This window comes from Corynebacterium sp. UMB10119B, from assembly GCF_030228125.1.
In the GTDB taxonomy this organism is placed as follows: domain Bacteria; phylum Actinomycetota; class Actinomycetes; order Mycobacteriales; family Mycobacteriaceae; genus Corynebacterium; species Corynebacterium pseudogenitalium.
Genome location: NZ_JASPBG010000002.1, coordinates 64,539 through 84,254, shown reverse-complemented (window position 1 = coordinate 84,254; position 19,716 = coordinate 64,539). Strand labels below are relative to the sequence as shown.

General features: G+C 59.9%; 18 protein-coding genes. 8 read left to right on the top strand and 10 right to left on the bottom strand.

Translation table 11 applies throughout. The features are described from left to right. Positions 1-450 precede the first annotated feature (450 nt). The 6 genes from QP802_RS02700 (at position 451) to QP802_RS02675 (ending at position 6,281) form a co-directional block, all read left to right on the top strand. Positions 451-2,355: an HtaA domain-containing protein gene (locus QP802_RS02700; protein WP_350338461.1), complete on the top strand. Its 1,905-nt coding sequence runs from the start codon at positions 451-453 to the stop codon at positions 2,353-2,355. A gap of 14 nt (positions 2,356-2,369) precedes the next feature. After that, complete coding sequence (locus QP802_RS02695) at positions 2,370-3,437, top strand: heme/hemin ABC transporter substrate-binding protein (protein WP_070362799.1); 1,068 nt, start codon at positions 2,370-2,372, stop codon at positions 3,435-3,437. Continuing rightward, on the top strand, positions 3,434-4,477 hold the full coding sequence (locus QP802_RS02690; RefSeq protein WP_070479285.1) for a FecCD family ABC transporter permease: 1,044 nt from the start codon (positions 3,434-3,436) through the stop codon (positions 4,475-4,477). The genes QP802_RS02695 and QP802_RS02690 overlap by 4 nt, the downstream gene beginning before the upstream one ends. After that, a complete protein-coding gene (locus tag QP802_RS02685; RefSeq protein ID WP_284817542.1) occupies positions 4,474-5,253 on the top strand; it encodes a heme ABC transporter ATP-binding protein in 780 nt (259 codons plus the stop codon). Before QP802_RS02690 ends, QP802_RS02685 begins: the two co-directional genes overlap by 4 nt. Before the next feature lie 99 nt (positions 5,254-5,352). Further along, the gene (locus QP802_RS02680) at positions 5,353-6,141 is read left to right on the top strand and encodes an HtaA domain-containing protein (protein ID WP_070362802.1); all 789 of its coding nucleotides are present in this window, start codon (positions 5,353-5,355) and stop codon (positions 6,139-6,141) included. Further along, positions 6,138-6,281, top strand: coding sequence for a hypothetical protein (locus QP802_RS02675; RefSeq protein ID WP_168156192.1), 144 nt, complete (start codon positions 6,138-6,140; stop codon positions 6,279-6,281). Before QP802_RS02680 ends, QP802_RS02675 begins: the two co-directional genes overlap by 4 nt. Before the next feature lie 85 nt (positions 6,282-6,366). Here QP802_RS02675 and ppk2 read toward each other — a convergent pair whose 3' ends face one another. Both ppk2 and QP802_RS02665 read right to left on the bottom strand, forming a co-directional pair. Beyond that, positions 6,367-7,233 (bottom strand): polyphosphate kinase 2, encoded by an 867-nt coding sequence (gene ppk2 / locus QP802_RS02670; RefSeq protein ID WP_070362803.1) that lies wholly within the window; start codon positions 7,231-7,233, stop codon positions 6,367-6,369. A gap of 47 nt (positions 7,234-7,280) precedes the next feature. After that, on the bottom strand, positions 7,281-7,604 hold the full coding sequence (locus QP802_RS02665; protein ID WP_070362804.1) for a putative quinol monooxygenase: 324 nt from the start codon (positions 7,602-7,604) through the stop codon (positions 7,281-7,283). 171 nt (positions 7,605-7,775) lie between these two features. On the opposite strand from QP802_RS02665, the gene QP802_RS02660 reads away from it, so the two are divergent. Continuing rightward, entirely contained in the window at positions 7,776-8,417 is a 642-nt protein-coding gene (locus QP802_RS02660; RefSeq protein ID WP_070479279.1) for a GntR family transcriptional regulator, read from the top strand. Here the strand turns inward: QP802_RS02660 and QP802_RS02655 are convergent. The 5 genes from QP802_RS02655 to QP802_RS02635 form a co-directional block, all read right to left on the bottom strand. Next, positions 8,414-10,228, bottom strand: coding sequence for an ABC-F family ATP-binding cassette domain-containing protein (locus QP802_RS02655; RefSeq protein WP_070976142.1), 1,815 nt, complete (start codon positions 10,226-10,228; stop codon positions 8,414-8,416). The two genes, QP802_RS02660 and QP802_RS02655, sit on opposite strands and share 4 nt — an antisense overlap. A 17-nt stretch (positions 10,229-10,245) precedes the next feature. Continuing rightward, on the bottom strand, positions 10,246-11,238 hold the full coding sequence (locus QP802_RS02650; RefSeq protein WP_070362807.1) for a 4-(cytidine 5'-diphospho)-2-C-methyl-D-erythritol kinase: 993 nt from the start codon (positions 11,236-11,238) through the stop codon (positions 10,246-10,248). Further along, positions 11,235-12,080 (bottom strand): 16S rRNA (adenine(1518)-N(6)/adenine(1519)-N(6))-dimethyltransferase RsmA, encoded by an 846-nt coding sequence (gene rsmA / locus QP802_RS02645; RefSeq protein ID WP_070363551.1) that lies wholly within the window; start codon positions 12,078-12,080, stop codon positions 11,235-11,237. The genes QP802_RS02650 and rsmA overlap by 4 nt, the downstream gene beginning before the upstream one ends. Before the next feature lie 11 nt (positions 12,081-12,091). Continuing rightward, positions 12,092-13,210, bottom strand: a complete 1,119-nt coding sequence (locus QP802_RS02640) for a resuscitation-promoting factor (RefSeq protein WP_070362808.1) — start codon at positions 13,208-13,210, stop codon at positions 12,092-12,094. Between the two features lie 188 nt (positions 13,211-13,398). Then, on the bottom strand, positions 13,399-14,238 hold the full coding sequence (locus tag QP802_RS02635; RefSeq protein ID WP_070362809.1) for a TatD family hydrolase: 840 nt from the start codon (positions 14,236-14,238) through the stop codon (positions 13,399-13,401). A 12-nt stretch (positions 14,239-14,250) separates the two neighbouring features. Here QP802_RS02635 and QP802_RS02630 point away from each other — a divergent pair, with 12 nt between their 5' ends. Further along, entirely contained in the window at positions 14,251-14,661 is a 411-nt protein-coding gene (locus QP802_RS02630) for a DUF3806 domain-containing protein (protein WP_070362810.1), read from the top strand. Here QP802_RS02630 and QP802_RS02625 read toward each other — a convergent pair. The 3 genes from QP802_RS02625 to QP802_RS02615 form a co-directional block, all read right to left on the bottom strand. Further along, positions 14,642-15,835 (bottom strand): MFS transporter, encoded by a 1,194-nt coding sequence (locus QP802_RS02625; RefSeq protein WP_141742267.1) that lies wholly within the window; start codon positions 15,833-15,835, stop codon positions 14,642-14,644. The two genes, QP802_RS02630 and QP802_RS02625, sit on opposite strands and share 20 nt — an antisense overlap. A 27-nt stretch (positions 15,836-15,862) precedes the next feature. Beyond that, the gene (metG, locus tag QP802_RS02620; RefSeq protein ID WP_070363552.1) at positions 15,863-17,707 is read right to left on the bottom strand and encodes a methionine--tRNA ligase; all 1,845 of its coding nucleotides are present in this window, start codon (positions 17,705-17,707) and stop codon (positions 15,863-15,865) included. Positions 17,708-17,796: 89 nt separating this feature from the next. Next, positions 17,797-19,614: a BCCT family transporter gene (locus tag QP802_RS02615; RefSeq protein ID WP_084028600.1), complete on the bottom strand. Its 1,818-nt coding sequence runs from the start codon at positions 19,612-19,614 to the stop codon at positions 17,797-17,799. Positions 19,615-19,716 lie beyond the last annotated feature (102 nt).

Genomic DNA, 19,716 nt, shown 5'->3' with positions numbered 1-19,716 from the left:
AAGGCGGCAAGCACGCCCCCGGTAAGGGTGTAGCTCTCAGGCACCGCAAACAACACCATCAGTGAGACTGCAATCACCCCAGCCCATACCACCCCAACGAGAAGGCCGGAGCGACGATCTCCGCGTGGTGCTGCCTGATAACTACGTCGCGACGGCAGCGCTGCTAGCGCAAGAACTAGCACAATTAACCCCAAGCAGGCCAAGGAGCTTACCCACACATTTCCGGCGCTCACGCCAAAGACCACAATCCCAGCAATCACAGCTGCCAGTGCACGCTCCCACGGCGCGAACCGCCCTCGAGGCACCTCTGAGACGACTGGTATGAGCTCGGTTACAGGCTCCTGATCCACTACCACAACAACACCCTTCCATAAGGCTACGCTTACCTAATTTTCATTAGGTAAGCTTACCCTCATTTATTCCGACGACGAAGAGTATTCCTCAAGAACTATGTCTATCCGCTATGTATGCGCGTTGGCCGCTTCTGCCAGCATGCTTGGCTTTGCAGCAACAGCGTTCAGCCCGCTCCTCATTACCCCTCCTTCTGCTCCGGCACAAGAACAAACCGCGTCACACCGCACTGTATCCACGGGAACAATGGATTGGGGTGTGCGGGAATCGTTCCGTAAGTACATCGAAACTGGCGTCGCCAAGGGGTCCATCTCCACAGATGAAGGGGCAACTCGCTCAGGGACGGCATTCCAATTCCCAGCCGAATCCTCCGCGATTACTGGCCCATCCTCCGGACAATTCAACTTCACCGGCTCAGTCCACTTCAGTGGCCACGATGGCTCTCTCGAGCTGACGCTCAGCAACCCGATCTTGGTGGTCAACGGCACTAACGCAGAACTCCGGGTGGACTACAGCACACGGAAGTATGTCGGCGCAGGAGCTGTGGGCCCTGTCGAAGAAGGACAAAAAGAAGTACTGGCCACCATCACCCTTGACGCCGCACCGGACTTCACCGCAAGCCAAGTGACAATAAGCGGCCACACCTCACTTACCGCTTCTGGGGAAACTATCTTCGCCGGATTCTACGAAGCAGGCGAGCCCCTCGACCCGATCAGTATCGATCTCTCACTCACGGAGGCTTCGGGTGCCGGACCAGTCCCGGACTTCACACTCGGGTCCCCATCAGGAGACAATAGCAACGCAGCTGCTCAGGGGCACAGTGGCGCCACACGTTCAAAGGCGACAAGCGGACCGGCTTTCTGGCTCGGACAGGTAAACGACACGCTCATCGAGGTCAACGGGCTGTTTACCAACGCCGACAAGGTCTTGCGAAGCGCAACGTCGTTACACGAGCGCGCTACATCGTCGCAACAGTCAGCCCGTCCCAACCGCTCTTCGACGGCGCCGGGGACGACTGCTTCGGCTGCCAACACGGCCCCGGCGCGCAACCAAGCATCAGCGCCGACTTCCCCATCGAGCAACGCATCGGCCCACAGCAATCGCGATGCCTCAGCCACAGCACCGTCAGGCGGTAATGCATCTTCAAATACCGTCTGTGATGCTGGCACCTCACACGGAGTCACCTCTGCTGAGGCACAGTGGGGAATCCGGCAGTCGTTCCGTACATACATCCGTGGCAATATCGCGAAAGGAAAGTGGGAGCTCCAAGGCGTTGGAGACAGCGGTAACACCTTTACTTTCAACGGCAATTCGGGAGCAGTTGATTCTGCGACGCGGTCGGGGTCCATCCTCTACCCCGGTTCGATCCGTTTTACCGGGCACGGGGGCGTATTGGACACTCGTTTTTCCAACATGGAAATCCAGTTCTCCGGCAATACCGGCCAGCTGATCCTCAACGCGACGTCGAACACCATGGAAGGCGACCCCCGCGACTACGGGCGCATCGCCATCGCAGACCTCACTTTCACGAACCTCGATGTGAGCGACTCTGCGGTAACCGGTACAGCAGAAGCAACGCTTACGAGCACAGGTTCGGAAGCGTTTGGGCAGTTCTACCCTCCTGGCGATCCGCTCGACACAATTCACTTCACCGCTCAACTCGGCGGATCGGCTAACTGCGCCGAAGGCCAGGGCTCCATCGGAGGGGCGTCCTCTCCATCCAACAATGCGGCGGGGGCCGACGCTCGAGCGAAACTTCGGAAGTCTACAACATCCTCGTCTACGCCTTCCCGCGGAAGCGTTCTCGACGAGCATTTGGGGGACGCAACTGTTTCGTCCTCTGATCAGCCAGAAGGCGGAAAGTTCCAGATTAAAAACACCGCGCCCAATTCGCGTACAGGGGCGGATGGTTGGGATGACGCGACCGTCGCGACGCTCTTGGTGCTCATTGCCTCGCTGCTTGGCGCAGGCGGTGCGCTCATCAGATTCGCGGTCATCGGATAGGGAGATATGACACTATGAAAATGCTGCAAACCACTCTTTCCTTGGTTACCGCGACTGCGATAACGCTGAGCCTCGGCGGGTGTGCGGAGTGGGACAACCCAACACAACACACCACCAACGAGCTCGCGGAGTCGCTGCAGACAAACGGGGACCCACACCAGGCGCAAGGGGTTTCGATGGTCTCTGAGATCTCCGAGGTCGAGCCAATCGATACGCCACGGGAACAAGCTCTGCCCGTCGAAGTGACCGATGCGGACGGTTACGACGTCACCATTACTGATACCTCCCGCATCCTTGCACTGGACCTATACGGCACATTCACCAAGACGCTTCGTGGTGTCGGCATGGCAGACAACATCGTCGGGCGGACCGTAAGTTCCTCGGAGCCGTCGCTTGCGCATCTGCCCGTAGTCACGGAAAACGGGCATTCGCTCAACGTCGAGGCCATTCTGAATCTTCGTCCCACCTTGGTGCTTGTCGACCGCTCAGTAGGACCAGTTGAGGCGATCGACCAGCTACGGGCAGCCGGTATCACCACTGTGATGCTGGAGCCGACGCGTTCGCTGGCCTCGATCGCGGAGGACATCACTAATGTGGCAACCCTCGTCGGTGAGCCTGAGGCAGGCCGCCTCCTCGCCGAACGCAGCGAGAAAGAAGTCCAGCAAGCGCTCGACGCAATCGCTGCGGTGGCACCTGAAGAACCACTGCGAATGTCGTTTTTGTATGCTCGCGGCACCGGTGGCGTCTTCTATCTACTCGGGCGTGAAGAAGGAACTGAAGAACTCATCACTGCTCTAGGTGGCAGGGACGTCAATTCCGAGCACGGCATCGGTCAGCCTTCGCCGGCAAGCCCTGAGGCGCTCGCCGAGGTAAACCCCGAAGTGTTCGTCATGATGAACGGTGGGCTCCAGTCCACAGGCGATATTGAAGGCCTCCTCCAACGTCCCGGCGTCGCACAAACCACCGCGGGGCAGCACCGGCGAGTCCTGGCGCTTCCCGACGGTGACTCACTTGCGTTCGGACCTCAAACTGGCGAACTGCTGCTGCGCGCGGCGCACGCTCTCTACGGAGAGCAGCTATGAGCGAGCACCACGGAGCAATCCATGCACGACGCATTGGAAGAATTGTGCTTTTCGCAGCCACCGCTTCCCTGCTAGTGCTCACGGCCATTGCCTCTCTCGTTGTAGGCCAGTTTGAGTTCTCCCCCGGCGAGCTCTGGCCGATCCTTACCGCAGGGCCAATGTCAGCGTCCACACTCGAAGCATCAGTATTGTGGCAAATCCGCATCCCGAGGCTCGTTCTAGGACTCTGCGTCGGCGCGGCACTGGGAACAGGCGGGGCGCTCATGCAGTCCGTATTTGCCAACCCCCTAGCAGAACCAAGCGTCGTTGGCGTCAGCACCGGGGCAGGTGTAGGCGCAGCAATCGCCACCGTATTCGGCATCACCACATTCGGAACGATGACCGTGCCGATCTTCGCGTTCGCAACGGGCATATTCGTCACCGTGGTGGTGTACCAGCTAGCGCGTTCAGGTGGCAGAGTCCGCGTCCTGAACCTGGTGCTAGTAGGCATCGCAGCGAACGCTATCTGCGGCGCATGCATTTCAGCACTCACATTCATCGCCCCCACCACGGCGCGGGAACAGATCGTTTTCTGGCAGATGGGCAGTCTCGCTGGGGCGAGTTGGGCGCAAACTGGGGTGGTAGCTGCCGTTGTCACCTTCGCATTGGCATGTGCCATGTGTTTTGTGCGCAAGCTCGACATCCTCGCTTTGGGCGACCAAGCTGCATTCCATGTAGGCATCAACGTCGCACGCCTGCGCATGTTGGCGATCGCACTATCGACATTGCTTACAGCCGCAGCAGTCTCCTTCGCTGGGTTGATCGGGTTCGTAGGACTCGTCGTCCCACATATCGTGCGCACTGCGGTCGGCCCGTCCAATACGGTGCTTGTCCCGGCTTCTGCACTCGGTGGCGCGCTTTTGATCGGTGCTGGCGATATCCTCTCCCGCACAATCATTCCATTCGCTGACCTGCCAATCGGTATTTTCACAGCGCTGATTGGCGGGCCGACCTTCTTCTTCCTGCTGCGGCAGATGATGCGAAAGGGCCATGCACAATGACAGTTACCGCTTCACATGTCACAGTCCATAAACAAGGGCGCGCAATACTCCACGATGTCAGCATGTCCGCGCAGAGTGGAGAGGTCACCGGTCTCATCGGCCCCAACGGAGCTGGCAAGTCAACATTGCTCGCTGCGCTCTCCGGCGATACATCCCTCTCGAGCGGAAGCGTCCAGCTTGTAGGTCAGGATGTATCTGGGTGCACCGCTCATCAACTCGCTCGGACGCGTGCCGTCATGCTTCAGGATGTCAGTGTCGCCTTTTCGTTCTTGGTGCGCGACGTCGTCGAGATGGGGCGCCATCCGTGGGGCACTCAGCCTGACGACGCCACCATCGTCAACCAAGCGCTCGCCGCGACGGGCATCACGCACCTCCAGGAACGAGAGATGTTCACGCTTTCCGGTGGTGAGCGCGCCCGTGTGGCCTTTGCCAGAGTCTTGGCACAGCGAACACCTGTGGTGTTTCTCGACGAACCAACTGCCGCGATGGACGTGCGCTTCCAAGAGCAGACGATGGGCGTCGCCCGCACCTTGGCACGTGATGGCGCGACCGTGATCGTCGTGCTCCACGATCTTCAGCTTGCTGCGCGGTACTGCGACCACGTGGTGTGCTTGAAGCAGGGGGCTGTTGCGGCAGCGGGGCCGGTGGCCGAGGTGTACCAGGACCACATTCTGAGCGAGATCTACGACTGGCCTATTACGGTCCTGCACGACGGAAATCGTGTTTTCATCGCGCCTCATGAGGCAAACTGCTCCCCTATGACAGGTGCGACCTAGCCCCATTACCCCCGGCCGTTGACCAAACCCCAACCAATATTTAAGGTTAGCCTAACCTCACCATTCGGTGTGGTTGCGATTACTCATGAAAGGACGTACATGTCTCGCTCCACCACTCTGGCAACCCTCACCGCTGCCTTCCTTGCTTCTACTGCCCTCGTCGCGCCGAGCGCATTCGCGGAAGCCCCAACGCTCGAGTCCGGGCACGCAAACTGGAACATCAAGGGATCATTCCTGAGCTACATCCAGAAGCCGTTTGCCGCAGCAACCATCACGGCGTCCGATGGGGCAGAAAAGGTACTTGACGCGAGCAAGCTGGTTGACTTCGCCTTGCCAGTAAATGCAAAGGAGTCCAAGCTCACGGCAACTGGCGAAGGGGTCATAGACCTCGACGGCGCTATCAGTATCAACGCACACCACGGTGCGATGGATATCCAGCTGTCTGATTTCAAGGTCGTCATCGAAGGGGCTAAAGGGTTCCTCCAGGCAGACTATGTCCGCAAGGGCGCTATGCCCGGTGCAGAGACCACCACGTTGACCGGCGACGATAAGCGCATCGTCGAGTTCGACGTCCAACAGCCGCTGAAGGCTAACAAGAACAACCAATTCGCTGCGACCTTCACCCCGACCAAACTGACAGAGGACGGCTCCGCGATCTTCGATAAGCAGTACAAGGCCGGTGAGCCTTTCGCGGATTCCAAGGTAGCCCTTGCACTGAAATTCAAGGATGCTCCCGCACAGACGACGCCCACTCCCACGCCGGAAGGATCAAGCCTTGGAACCGGCGCGATCGTCGGAATCGTGCTTGCCGCAATCGCGGCCCTCGGTGGCCTTGCATTTGCAGCGAGCCAGCCAGGTTTCCAGGCGATGCTCGGGAAGCTCGTATGAGCGCCGTCGATAACGTCGGCGGACACATCACCACGGTGATCACTTCACTCATGGCGATCGCTGGCGTCGTAATGACCGTCGCCGCACTCGCCCAGGGCGCAGGGACGATTCTCGGGATCCAGCTACCAACGATTCCTTGATATACAGAGATATACAGACCGCAAAACAAGAAACCCAGCCACCTCATGGTATGGCTGGGTTTCTCCATTTGGGCAACACACCAAACTAGGAGTTCTTCTTGCCCTTCTTCTTTTTCTTGCTGCTCACCTTGGAGAGTTCCAGCTTTGCAGCAGCATCGGGCACGTAACGGAACTCGTCGCGCGGAGGTCGCTCGTAGTCAATAATCTCTGGGCGTTCAGGGATCTCTGGCAGATCAGGGTCAATGTGCTCGTAGGGGATCGTCGACAAGAGGTGAGAAATCACATTGATGCGCGAGCGCTTCTTATCCTCCGACTCAACCGTGTACCACGGCGCCGCAGGAATATCCGTGTGGATAAACATCTCATCCTTGGCTCGGGAGTAGTCCTCCCACTTTGTAATGGACTCGAGGTCCATTGGCGAGAGCTTCCACTGGCGCAGCGGGTCTTCCCGGCGGGATTGGAATCGCTTGTACTGCTCTTCATCCGATACAGAGAACCAGTACTTACGCAGCATGATGCCGTCCTCAACGAGGAGGCGTTCAAAGATCGGTGTCTGGTGTAGGAACCGACGGTATTCCTCCGTGGTGCAGAACCCCATCACGCGCTCAACGCCGGCGCGGTTGTACCAGGACCTGTCGAAGATGACGATCTCGCCTGCGGCGGGGAGCTTTTCGACGTAGCGCTGGAAGTACCACTGCGTCTGCTCGCGCTCAGTTGGCTTCGGCAGCGCCTCAATACGGCAGGTGCGCGGGTTCAGGTACTGGGTGATGCGCTTAATTGCGGAGCCTTTGCCTGCCGCGTCGCGCCCCTCCATCACGATGACAACACGCGCTCCGGTCTTGACGACCCACTGCTGCATTGCCACCAACTCAGCTTGAAGGCGTACGAGTTCTTTCTCGTACGCCTTCTTGGAAAGTTTCGGGGGCTTGGTGGAATTCTTCTCTTCACTCATAGGTACTAACCGTACCCATAAAGCGGGGAGAAATTAAGCCGATTCGGCTAGTCCACCTTGAATTCAGCCATGGTATCCCACTCGGTCTTACCCTCGATCAGGGTATTGATGATGGTCGGGGTTTCCTTCAGAATCTTCGGGAACAGCTCCTGGGCGGCGCGGAAATGATCGGAGTTCACGTGCGCTTCCGCGGCATCGTCGTGGAATGCCTCGATGAGCAGGTATTCGTTCTTATCCTCTTCACTGCGGTACCAGTCAAAGAAGATGCAGCCCGGCTCTGCGCGGGTTGCGTTGGTGAATTCCTCTACCTCTTGACGAAATGTCTCGACGTATTCTGGCAGTGGCTTGTAACGAACGTTGATCAAAATCATGCCACCACCCTACGCATATCTCGCATTGTTGTCAGCCGACGCTTTTGGCTACGAAGCTGCTCAGTTAATTGTTCAACAATAGATGCGTTATACTCGTAACAGTTGTCGGCCGATGGTTCTATTTACCATTGCTGACTAGCTTAAATAAATAGTTCTACACTTACGGATGCCATGCTTGCTCAAAACGTTGCCTCTGAGGTCCGCCGCGCGATTTCGCGTGGTGAGTTCTCCCCAGGCCAGAAGCTCAACGAGGTTGCCCTCGCTGAGCGTTTCGAGGTATCCAGAAATACCCTCCGCGAAGCATTTGCAATGCTTACGTCAGAAGGTCTTTGTGAGCGCATTCCGAACCGTGGCGTATTCCTCGCCACTCCTTCCCCGGACTTCGTCACTGACACCTACCGTGCGCGCGCCGCAATCGAGCCTGCGGCTCTCCTTTGGGGCGAAGAGCTCGATGTTGACCGTCTCGAAAAACTCAACACTGAAGCCCGCGAGGCAATCGCACAGGACGACGACGACCTGCTGACTGCTGTGAACCAGGCATTCCACCACGTGGTACTTTCCGCAATGGGTTCGAAGACCCTCGGTGACACCATGGACCAGCTTGACGCGTTCATGCGCTTGGCAACGCTTCCGATTATTCAGCAGCAGCCGTCGTTTAACCGCCAGTTCATCTCCGTCAACGAGCACATTGTGGAGCTGCTGCGCGAAGAAAAGCGCCACGAGGCGTCCGACTACCTGCAGGAAGCACTTCTCGAGCAGGGTCGTATTGTGAACGACCTGATCGAGAAGATCAATAACGGGTACCCAATTTAGTGCTCGAGCTGCTCCCCAAGCTCAAGCCACTCCATCTCTAGCTCATCGCGGCCATCGTTGGTGCGCTGCAATTCCTGCGTCTTCGCGCCGATCGCTTCGAAATCCGGCGCGTCTTCACCCGACATGTCGGCAATCTGCGCTTCCAACTCCTTGGCACGAGTTTCTGCCGTCGCGATCTTGCGCTCAAGCGCTTTCATCCGCTTCCGGATCTTACGTTCTTCCTGCGATGAAAGCCGTGGCTCCTCCACGGGAGCAGCTTTTTCGGCGTTCTCGGTCTTCTCCCCCAAATCGAGTGGACCCGTTTGGGTGTCCATGGCAGCTCGCTGCTCGAGGTATTGCGAAATCCCGCCCGGCAGGTTGCTGAGTGTTCCGTCGCCGAACAACGCGTACGTGGTGTCTGCAATACGCTCGATGAGGTAGCGGTCGTGCGAAATCACCACGAGCGTCCCTGGCCAACCATCAAGCAGGTCTTCCAACTCTTGCAATGTATCGATGTCGAGGTCGTTGGTGGGCTCGTCGAGGAGCAAAACGTTCGGCTCGCTCATCAGCACACGCGTCAGTTGGAGCCGACGACGCTCACCGCCGGAGAGGTCCCCAACAGGTGTGCGCTGGCGCTTCGGGCTGAACCCGAGGCGCTCCGCGAGCTGTGAGGCCGAAACCTCTTTCTTGCCCAACGTGATGTAGTGCGCGACATCCTCCACAGAGTCGAGCACCGTCCTCGTTGGGTCGAGGTCGTCGAGTTCCTGTCGCAGCCACCCAATCCGTGTGGTCAGGCCTTCGATGCGCTTGCCGGCAGCAAGCGGGTAGTCACCGGCAAGCGTCCGCAGCAACGTCGTCTTTCCGGAACCGTTGACACCAACAAGGCCGATGCGCTCGCCCGGCGCGAGCCGCCACGTGAGGTGGTCGACGAGCGTGCGCCCGTCAGGAGCGTCGATACGGGCGTCCTCAAACTCGATGACGACGTTGCCCTGGCGTTGCTTGGAAAACGCCATCAGCTCGACCTTGTCGCGTGGTGGCGGGACATTCGCGATGAGAGCTTCGGCTGCTTCGATGCGGTAGCGCGGTTTTGACGTGCGTGCGGGGGCGCCTCGGCGCAGCCACGCGAGCTCTTTGCGCGCCAAGTTCTGACGACGCTGCTCGATGGCGTCGGCCTGGCGGGCACGCTCGGCGCGGGCGAACGTCCAGTCATTGTAGCCACCCTCGTAGACGTCGACGGTGCCGTCGTGGACCTCCCAGGTCAGCGTAGCGACGGTATCGAGGAACCAGCGGTCGTGCGTAACCACCACGACTGCGAGTTTGCGCTGCATGAGGTGGGATGCCAGCCACTGCACACCCTCGACATCAAGGTGGTTCGTCGGCTCGTCAAGCACGACGAGATCTAAGTCCTGCACAAGGGCCGCGGCGAGGCTCACGCGGCGCCGCTCACCACCAGAAAGCTCCCCGACCGGGGTGTCCAGCCCGAGGGCAGCCACGCCTGTTCCTTGGAGAACCTCTCGCACCTTGCTATTCGACGCCCACTCGTACGTCTCGAGACCCAAGGGTTTGACGACGACGTCGCCGACGGTGGCGTCGTCGTGAATTTCGAAGCGTTGTGTCACCACCGCCATGCGTAGGTCAGAGTTGTGCGACACGCGCCCGCTGTCCGGGGCTTCGATGCCGGTGAGCACCTCAAGCAACGTTGTTTTCCCGCCGCCGTTGACGCCCACGATGCCGATGCGATCGCCGGTCTGGATTCCGAGGGAGACACCGTCGAGCAGTGTTTTTAAGCCCCAGGTTTTGGATACGTTTTCGAGGTTGATCAGGTTCGCCATAGCAAACCCATCGTAGCCTACGCCTCGAGTTGCGCCCCCGCAGACGGGCCGGAAGTACAGAACACCTCGACGCCCTCGACGCTGTCACGCAGCACCGTTTCGAGGGTCCGCGCGGCTTCTTCGTCGAAGCACAGTGCGGCGATCGTCGGCCCGGACCCGGAAACGATCGCTCGGGCTACAAGTTCAGTTTCGGATTCGATGCGTGTGATCAGGGCTGCGATGCGTGGGCGCATCGCCACCGCTGCAGCTTCCAAATCGTTGTGCAGGTGCTTCGCTAGCTCGCGCGGGTCGCCCGTCACGAGTGCCTGCGACAGCGCGGCCGTGTCCAAATGCGGTACGAGCGCCGGGTTGTCGTGGCGCAGATCATCGAGCGTTTCGAAGGCCTTGCCCGTCGAAATCCCAATCTTCGGGTTGCAAAACACCCACCAGTACGTGCCACGTCCGAGGACCTCAACGAGGGCGTCGCCACGCCCGGTGCCAAGCGCTGTGTGGCCGTGGAGTGCGAACGGCACGTCCGCTCCCAGCCCGGCTGCAAGGTCGTAGAGATCTTCTTCGCTGAGCCGCTCACCGCAGTACCGCTCCACGTAGGCGTTCGCCGCGACGAGCCCAGCCGCGGCATCTGCGGAACCGCCCGCCATCCCGCCTGCCACAAACACATGCTTGTCGACGACCAGCTTCGCCTTCGGCAACGACAATCCTTGCACGCCACTGCGGGCCCGGACGGCGTCGACGACGGCATCAACCGCACGCCACGTCAGGTTTCGAGGCGTATCGATATCCTCGTCTGGTACGTCCACGTGGAAGTGCGTCTGCATCCCAACGACCACGGAGCCAGATTCGACGCATGCCGACTCATCCTCGACGACGATGCGAACTCGCTCGCGGCGCTCGACGGCCTGGAAAACCGTTACCAACTCGTGGTAGCCGTCGGCACGCGCGTTGCCGACGCCGAGGTGTAGGTTCACTTTGCCGGGCGCTGATGCAACAAACTCCCGCGTGTTGCCGCTCATCGGGCCTCCCCTAGCCTGACAAAGTCCTCCACTCCAAGCTTCTCGCCACGCAGTCCAGGATCGATGCCGACCTCACGCAGGGCTGCCTCGGCCTCCACGGGGGAACCGTACACCGATGCGAGCGTTGAACGCAGCGTCTTGCGGCGTTGGGCGAAGGCGGCGTCGATAAGTGGGAAAACCTTGTCGCGCACGCTGCGGTCGCGCCCCGGATCGACGTCGATGCGAACAAGCCCGGACTCGATATTCGGAGCCGGCCAGAAGACGTGCTTGCCGATGGTCCCTGCCTGCGAGACCTCGCCATAGAACGCTGCTTTTACGCTAGGAACGCCGTAAATCTTCGTGCCTGGCTTCGCTGCGAGACGATCTGCCACCTCCTTCTGCACCATCACGAGCACGCGGCGAATGGAGGGGAACTCCGCAAGCAGGTGCAACAACACCGGCACAGAAACGTTGTACGGCAGGTTCGCAACGAGGGCCGTTGGCTCCCCGGGAACATCACGCTGCGTAGTCTTCAGTGCATCCATGTGCACGATATCCAGCTTGCTCGCGGCCGAAGGTGCGCGAAGCTCCACGGTTTTACCCAGCTGCTGTGCCAGCCTGTCATCGATCTCAAGCGCTGTCACGTGCGCTGCCTCATCGAGCAGGCCAAGCGTCAGTGACCCGAGACCAGGACCGACCTCGACCACGCGGTCGTCTGGGGAAAGCTCCGCTGCGGCAACGATACGCCGCACGGTATTCGGGTCGTGCACGAAGTTCTGCCCCAGCCGTTTCGTTGGGGTGACACCTAGTGCAGCCGCAAGCTCACGGATTTCTACCGGGCCAAGCAGTTGGGTTTCGCTCATACCTGACGAGGTTAGCGCAACCCCATCCGTGCGGTACATGCAGGCCACGCACCCCACCCCTGGGATGCCTGCGTTTTCTGGGCGATTGCGATCTGCTGCTCGCGGGTCGCCTGGTCAGCGGTCGGCGCGTACTGGGTGCCGCCGTACGCTGCCCACGTCGACGCAGAAAATTGCAAGCCGCCGTGGTAGCCATTACCCGTGTTGATGGACCAGTTGCCGCCAGACTCACACTGCGCCAACGTGTCCCATACCGAACCAGCTGCTACTGCGGGAGCATTCGCCGACTCCTTGGTACCGCGTCGCACCTTCGCCGCCTTCGGCGCACGAACCTCGCGCTCACCTGCAATGCCCTCGGATTCAACCTTGCCATTGACCAGAACGGTCTCGTGGAGAATTTCCTTCTCCCCGTCCTTGCCTTCCTCCAGCACCTCTTCGTTGCCGGTTTCCAGCTCTTCATCATCGACGTACTCAACCGGTGCCTCGATTGGCAGGACCTCAGCACGCTTCACCACGTTGACGCGGTCGAGCACGATCTCCATGTTCGGGTACACCGCGGCATCAAGCGGGTGGTTCAAACGATCATCGGAGTCGAAGGTGATGCCACGGTCCGCGAGGAGCTCGCCTACGGTTTTCTTCGCAACCGACGCGTAGGTCACGTTCCCGCCGTCATTGATCGCGATGATCTTCGGGGTGGTCACGTCGACATTGAGGCCGTCGACAAGCTTGGTGTCCTTGTCCAGGTCCGACGAGGAAGCCGGGGACACACCCACCTCGTCCATGACTTCCCCAACAGTCAGCGCTGTCGAGGTGATTTCCTTTGCCACCCCGTCGACGACGACGGCGACTGGCTTCGCAGTACGAACGGTCACGGTATCGCCGTTCGACAGCTTCTCAGCAGGCGCCGGGTACACAACGTCACTGTCCTTGACCTCAACGCCCGCAGCCTGCAACGCACCCGCGACGTCACCCGAGAAGGTCTTCAGCGAGGTCGCCTCACCGTTGACGTCCACTGTGACGTCCTTCTGCGCGGCGAGCGCCGTGGTGGTACCGGCTGCAATGACAACACCTGCGAGTGCCCCGACGGCGATTCGCTTCGTTGCGGTGTTGTTGTGCTGGATACGCGAGCCCATAAAGCGTCATTCCCCTTCGTCACGAAATAATACTTCGATAACAATACGGTAACTTCTACCGTTTTACCAGCACATGTTTGCACACCATGGTGGACACGTTCACTCGCGCCACGCGATTCACACCACTCACAGCCGACCTGGGACAACGCTTACTTGCGCCCAGTGTGTTCCCGGACACGTGCACAGCATCATCCCAGACCATAGACGCGATCGAAGGTAGCGGATACCTCGCTCGCCAGCGTCTCGACGTCCACTCCCCGAGCTTGCGCAACCACGTGTGCCGTATGCCCAATCAGCGATGGCTCATTGCGCGAACCTCGAAACGGCTCCGGGGTCATATACGGCGCATCGGTTTCGATGAGCAGCTGGCCCACCGGCGCCAGAGCCGCCGCCTCCCGCAGCTCCTCATTGCGCTTAAACGTAACGTTGCCGGCAAAGGAGAGCACATAGCCACGCTCAATCGCCTCCCGCGCCACGTCAAGGGGCGAGGAGAAGCAGTGCAAAATCACATGCTCCGGTTTCGGCGTATCCGCGAGAATCCGCATCATGTCCGCATCCCCCTCACGGTTATGGATCATCAATGCCTTGCCGGAGTCCACGGCGAGCTGAATGTGCCAACGAAACGCCTCTTCTTGCGTGGCAAGGTCAGCGGTGTTCTCGGCGTCGTGGCGGATCCAATACGTATCGATGCCTGTCTCCCCCACCGCAACACACCGAGCGTCCGAGGCCATCTGCGTGAGCCGTTCCCGCGTCGCGTCGTCGAGCTCGGCGGCTCGCGTCGGATGGATCGCGCACGCTGCGAACACGCCCTCATGCATGTGCGCGGCAGCAAGCGCCTGCTCTGCTTCCGCGAGCCCATCGCCCACGGTGCATACCCGCTCCACACCGGCGCTCAACGCACGCTCCATAATCGCATCGATATCCGCCTGCGTGGTGGCTCCGGTAGAGGCCAGGTGGGTGTGGGCGTCGATAAGCCCTGGTATAGGGGCTGCTGGTACTGGTGTCGGGCGAGGTTTCTTTTTGCTCATACGATAGAGCCTATGACATTCCACGCGATTGACGCACAGACCCAAACCAGCATCGACAACGCACTCGCCGAGGCAGCGGCGCAGGGGCTCAATGGCCCTGCACGAGTAATCATCGAGCGGTTCGAAGGGTTACTCGAGGATTTCCTTGCACTTCCCCGCGACGCACAACGCAGCTACCCGCGCGGCGACACAGCCCGTATCGTCGGCACCGCCCTCGGCGACGCATTCGTCCGCGACTACGGATTTACCTGGAAACTCCTGAAAGATGACTACGGCACGGACCTCGTCGTCGTCCGCGATGCCGACACCAACTCCCCCAAATACACCGCCCCCATCATGGTTGTCGACGCCCGCTTCGACGACGACGCAACCGGCAAACTCACCACGTTCCTGGAGCAGTTCCTCAGCGGCTTGCAACACTAAGCTCGTCGTCAATAACGACGTGACGCGCCGCCACGATGCCAACAGCCCCCATGACCAACGCCATGATGACTAACGCGATCAGGATCGGCTGGAACTCCCCGATCCGCCCATAGGCCACGCCAATGAGCAGCGGCCCCGTTGCCGCGAGCACGTACCCGACCGGCTGCACAAAACCCGACAGCCGTGCAGTGACTAGCGGGTCGCGTGTGCGCGCCGGGATCAGTGCGATTGCTAGCGGGAAGCAGCACCCGCCGAAGCCCAGGAGGAAGCTCCAGCCCAGCGGTGATGCTGCCGGTGCGAAGTACAAACCGAGATACCCAGTGGCCGTCGAGAGCGCAAACAGCACCACCAGCGGCGTCAGCGTCCGCGCGCGAGAGATGACCGTCGGCAGCACAAGCCCACCAACCATGCCTACCGCGCCAAGCAGCCCCAGTCCCGTGGCTGCGGTGGAAGGGGCAACCCCGGCGTCAATGAAAATGGCGGGCAACCACCCCATCTGGATATACGCGCTGGTTGACTGCAACCCGAAGAAGAGCATCAAGGCCACCGCAGTGAGCGACTTCCACACCGGCGCTTCTGGCGTAGCAACCGCGCCGTCCTGCGGGGTCGAAGCCTTGCTCCCGGGGATGTCCCTCCCGAATTTGAAGAGCACAAATACCCAAACCGCCAGCTGCACGACAGCCGTCACCGCCCACAGGCCGAGTGCCGACTGCCACGAGGGTGTCACCAACGCGCTGAGCGGGCCAGCCGCCGACGATAAGCCCAGGGTTACGGAGTACACCGTAGTCAGGGCGACGATGTAGCGCCCACCGTGCTGCTTGATCCACGCAGGCAGCAACACGTTCATAAGTGCGATGGCGCCGGCCGCGCCCACCGTCGCGAGTAAGAACATCGCGATATCGGGTGCGAAGGGGCGCAAGCCCAAGCCCGCGGTCAGCAACCCCGCAGCGCCCAGAATGACGGGGGTGAGGCCAAACCGCCGCGCAATCGGTACCGCACAGATACCGACCAGGAAGAAGAGCGTGCCGGGGATCGCCGTGATGACGCCACCGACCCATGCCGGGGCGTCATAGTATGCGATGACCTGGTCAAGTACAGACCCGACGGAGGCAATGCCCGCACGCAAATTCAGTGAGGCACTAATGACAGCGACGAAAAGTACAAGAGCAAACACTCGAAGCACTCTAGCGCTGCCGCAGCGTTACTGCACAGGCGCCCACTCCGGGCCGGTCTCCCCGAGCTCCGGATCGAGCTTCGCCACCAGTGGCTTCGGCTTCGACAGTGCCACGCCGGGCTCCATTGGCACGCGCTTCCATGTCGCCTGCTGCTCGGAGTAGTCGCCGGTGATGGTGAGGTAGGTCTGGCCGCGCTCCGGCAGGCCGACGCCGACGAGATCGTAGTCAGCGTCATCGCGAACCTCAACGATGGACGGCTCTGCCGCCCACACACCAGTCCGGCCGAGGGTCTCGTGTACCTTCTGCGCCGTGTGCGGCAGGAACGGGGTCAGCATCGCATTGCAGTCGCTGACCACCTGCAGTGCGGTCCACAGGACCGTCGCCAGACGAGTGCGCTGTTCCGGATCCTTCGCGAGCTTCCACGGCTCCTGGTCCGCGATGTACGCGTTGGTCTCCCCGACCACGTGCATGATCTTGGTGATCGCGCTCTTAAAGTGAGCCTCGGCCAAGTCCTTGCCTGCGGAAACAAACGTGGATTCCGCCAATTCAAGGATTTTCTCGTCCACTTCGGCGAGCTCTCCTGGTTCTGGAACCTCGCCGAAGTTCTTGTGCGCCATCGACACAGTGCGGTTGACCAGGTTGCCCCAGCCATTCGCCAGCTCGTTGTTCACGCGACGCACGAACTCGTCCCAGGTGAAGTCCGTGTCGTTGTTCTCCGGTCCGGCCACCGCAATGAAGTAGCGCAACGGGTCCGCACCGAACTCTTTCAGGAAGTCCTTGACATAGATGACTACGCCCTTCGAAGACGAGAACTTCGAACCGGACATGGTCAGGAACTCCGAGGACACAACCTCAGTCGGAAGATTCAGGGTGCCCAGCTCGTGTTCTTGCCCACCATGCGAGCCCTTGCCCGCGTAGCCGAGCAGCTCCGCTGGCCAGATCTGTGAGTGGAACGTGATGTTGTCCTTGCCCATGAAGTAGTAGCTCGCCGTTTCTGGGTCCTGCCAGAACGTCTTCCACGCATCCGGGTTGCCGCTTCGCTCCGCCCACTCAATCGAGGCAGACAAGTAGCCGACCACCGCGTCAAACCAAACATAGAGCTTCTTCGACGGGTTGTCCTGCCAGTCCTCGACCGGGATAGGGATGCCCCAGTCGATGTCACGCGTCATTGCGCGCGGACGCATGTCCTCCAAGAGGTTCAACGAGAACTTCAGCACGTTCGGGCGCCACTTCTCACGGGTGCTCAGCCACGTCTTCAACGCGTCGTGCAGCGCCGGGAGATCCAGCATGAAGTGCTCGGTCTCAACAAACTTCGGCGTCTCGCCGTTGATCTTGGAGACAGGGTTGATCAGGTCTGCTGGGTCGAGCTGGTTACCGCAGGTATCGCACTGGTCACCACGAGCGTCAGTCGCGCCGCAGATTGGGCAGGTGCCCTCAATGTAGCGGTCCGGCAGCGTACGGCCATTCGAAGGAGAGATCGCGCCCTGCGTCGTCTCCTTGATCATGTAACCGTTGGCGTACAGTCCCTTAAACAGCTGCTGCACCACGGCATAGTGGTTACGAGTCGACGTGCGAGTAAACAGGTCGTAGGACAGACCCAAACCGGCCAAGTCGTGCACGATCTGTTCGTTGTAGCGGTCTGCGAGCTCCTTGACGCTCACGCCTTCCTTGTCCGCCTGCACCAACAGCGGGGTCCCGTGTTCGTCGGTGCCGGAGACCATCAGGACGTTGTTGCCAGCCATACGCTGATAGCGCGCAAACACGTCAGAAGGTACCCCGAAACCAGCTACGTGGCCGATGTGGCGGGGGCCGTTCGCATATGGCCACGCAACGCACACAAGGATATTTTTTTGAGTCTTCGCAGAAGTCATGCCCTTAAGCATAAGTTATGGCCCCGACACAACCCATGTTTCGGGTCATATCGGGGCCATGAGCGGTATTCACCGCAGGATGTCAGAGCTTAGTTACGCGGACGCAACATGCGCTTGACCTGCTCCTTCTTCCTATCAAGCTCGAGCTGGTCGCGGTGCATACGGCGTTCAATAGCCAACTGGCGGTTGAAGCGATCCTGTTCCTTCTTGTCCAGGTAAATAGTGTCGTTGGACACGTCCTTCACAATCGCGAACATCAGCAAGATCAGGATGAGCAAGAACGGGGTTGCCGCAACAATCGTCACAGACTGCAGCGCGCCCAGTGCGTCAGAGCCGCCAGCGATCAGCAGCGTCAGGCCAACGAACGCGGTGCCAAGGCCCCAGACAGCTGCGATCCATGGGTTCGCATCCGATTTACCGTTCTGCGACATAGACGCCATCACGGTCGAAGCCGAGTCAGCCGAGGTGATGAAGAACGTACCCAGCAGGATCACCGCGAAAATACCAATGTAGAAGCCACCAGGCAGCTGGTGCAGCAGGTTGAAGAGCTGCTCTTCCGAGGTACCCTCGCCGTAAATGGAACGACCGTCCTGCTCGAACTTGATCGCAGTGCCGCCAAAGATGGCGAACCAGACGGTGGACAGGCCTGCTGGAATCAGCATGACGCCAAGGCAGAACTCGCGAATCGTGCGGCCACGGGAAATTCGTGCCAGGAAGGTGCCAACGAATGGTGACCAGGAGATCCACCATGCCCAGTAGAAGATGGTCCAACCGGACAGGAAGTCTCCTGCTTCACCGTTCTGGTTCTCAGCGGTACGGCCAGCCATCTCAAAAAACTGGGACAGGTATGCGCCGACGCCCGTCGGCAAGAAGTTCAGGGTGCTGACGGTTGGGCCGAAGACGAACACGAAAATAGCCAGCAACGCAGCAATCGCCATATTGAAGTTCGACAGCCACTGGATTCCCTTGCCGACGCCCGACATCGCGGACAGCAGGAATGCAAGAGTCAGGACGGACACGATGCCGACCGTCAGCTTCGTCGACGGCGAATCCACAAAGCCGGAAGCGTTCAGGCCCGAGCTAATCTGCATCGCGCCCAAGCCCAGCGAACATGCGGTACCGAAAATCGTTGCAAAAATTGCAAAACCATCAATGAGCTTGCCCCAGAAACCGTTCACGCCCTTTTCACCAATCAGCGGGATGAAGGCGCTAGAGAGCAGTTGCTTGCGGCCGAGGCGGAACGTCGAGTACGCGATCGCAAGGCCCAAGATCGCGTAAATCGCCCATGGGTGCAGGCTCCAGTGGAACATTGTCTGCGCGAGCGCAGTGCCCACTTCGTGTGGCTGGTGGCCAGGGACACCATCGCGGTACATCGCCAGCGGCTCAGACGCACCGTAGAACATCAGACCAATGCCCATGCCTGCCGCGAACATCATCGCAATCCATGACGACGTTCTAAACTCCGGTTGTTCGTCCGACTTGCCCAGGCGGATCGTACCGAAGTTCGAAAACGCGATTACCAAGACAAAGAACACAAAAATCGTGCCGAAGAGCACGAACGCCCAGCCAAGGTTGTTAATCACCCAGCTGAAGGACGTATCAGCAAAGCTCGAGAAACTATCTGTTGCTAACAGGCCCCAAGCGACGACGGCCGCCACCACGACGAGAAGCGGAACAACGATGCTCCAGTCAATCTTCGCGTTCTCGTCCTCCGCAGCAAGCTCAACCTGCTCCTCTGCGTCGACCGATTCTTTACGCTCCCCGCGCCGCTCTGCAACGATGAGCTCGGCAAGCTCGCTCGTCGCAGACGGTGCGGCAATTTCGGTTTCATCGGAATTTATCTGTTCAGTACTCCGAGTTTCTGCATCAGGATCATGCGGATCCTGGGTCAGGTCTCCCTGAGACATGAAAAATTCTCCTCAATTCCATAGAAAATAAGAAAGCTTTAGCAGGTTAACTGAATTCGGCTGCTATATCTAATCCAATTCGTCCACGTAGTGCCCATTTTC

What these genes read in the sequence shown, in the direction of transcription:
- QP802_RS02680 (WP_070362802.1), top strand. Translation starts at nt 5,353, where the DNA reads ATGTCTCGCTCCACCACTCTGGCAACCCTCACCGCTGCCTTCCTTGCT.
- QP802_RS02690 (WP_070479285.1), top strand. Translation starts at nt 3,434, where the DNA reads ATGAGCGAGCACCACGGAGCAATCCATGCACGACGCATTGGAAGAATT.
- ppk2 (WP_070362803.1), bottom strand. Translation starts at nt 7,233, where the DNA reads ATGAGTGAAGAGAAGAATTCCACCAAGCCCCCGAAACTTTCCAAGAAG.
- QP802_RS02685 (WP_284817542.1), top strand. Translation starts at nt 4,474, where the DNA reads ATGACAGTTACCGCTTCACATGTCACAGTCCATAAACAAGGGCGCGCA.
- QP802_RS02635 (WP_070362809.1), bottom strand. Translation starts at nt 14,238, where the DNA reads ATGAGCAAAAAGAAACCTCGCCCGACACCAGTACCAGCAGCCCCTATA.
- QP802_RS02675 (WP_168156192.1), top strand. Translation starts at nt 6,138, where the DNA reads ATGAGCGCCGTCGATAACGTCGGCGGACACATCACCACGGTGATCACT.
- QP802_RS02630 (WP_070362810.1), top strand. Translation starts at nt 14,251, where the DNA reads ATGACATTCCACGCGATTGACGCACAGACCCAAACCAGCATCGACAAC.
- QP802_RS02655 (WP_070976142.1), bottom strand. Translation starts at nt 10,228, where the DNA reads ATGGCGAACCTGATCAACCTCGAAAACGTATCCAAAACCTGGGGCTTA.
- QP802_RS02650 (WP_070362807.1), bottom strand. Translation starts at nt 11,238, where the DNA reads ATGAGCGGCAACACGCGGGAGTTTGTTGCATCAGCGCCCGGCAAAGTG.
- QP802_RS02665 (WP_070362804.1), bottom strand. Translation starts at nt 7,604, where the DNA reads ATGATTTTGATCAACGTTCGTTACAAGCCACTGCCAGAATACGTCGAG.
- rsmA (WP_070363551.1), bottom strand. Translation starts at nt 12,080, where the DNA reads ATGAGCGAAACCCAACTGCTTGGCCCGGTAGAAATCCGTGAGCTTGCG.
- QP802_RS02660 (WP_070479279.1), top strand. Translation starts at nt 7,776, where the DNA reads ATGCTTGCTCAAAACGTTGCCTCTGAGGTCCGCCGCGCGATTTCGCGT.
- QP802_RS02640 (WP_070362808.1), bottom strand. Translation starts at nt 13,210, where the DNA reads ATGGGCTCGCGTATCCAGCACAACAACACCGCAACGAAGCGAATCGCC.
- QP802_RS02695 (WP_070362799.1), top strand. Translation starts at nt 2,370, where the DNA reads ATGAAAATGCTGCAAACCACTCTTTCCTTGGTTACCGCGACTGCGATA.
- metG (WP_070363552.1), bottom strand. Translation starts at nt 17,707, where the DNA reads ATGACTTCTGCGAAGACTCAAAAAAATATCCTTGTGTGCGTTGCGTGG.
- QP802_RS02615 (WP_084028600.1), bottom strand. Translation starts at nt 19,614, where the DNA reads ATGTCTCAGGGAGACCTGACCCAGGATCCGCATGATCCTGATGCAGAA.
- QP802_RS02700 (WP_350338461.1), top strand. Translation starts at nt 451, where the DNA reads ATGTCTATCCGCTATGTATGCGCGTTGGCCGCTTCTGCCAGCATGCTT.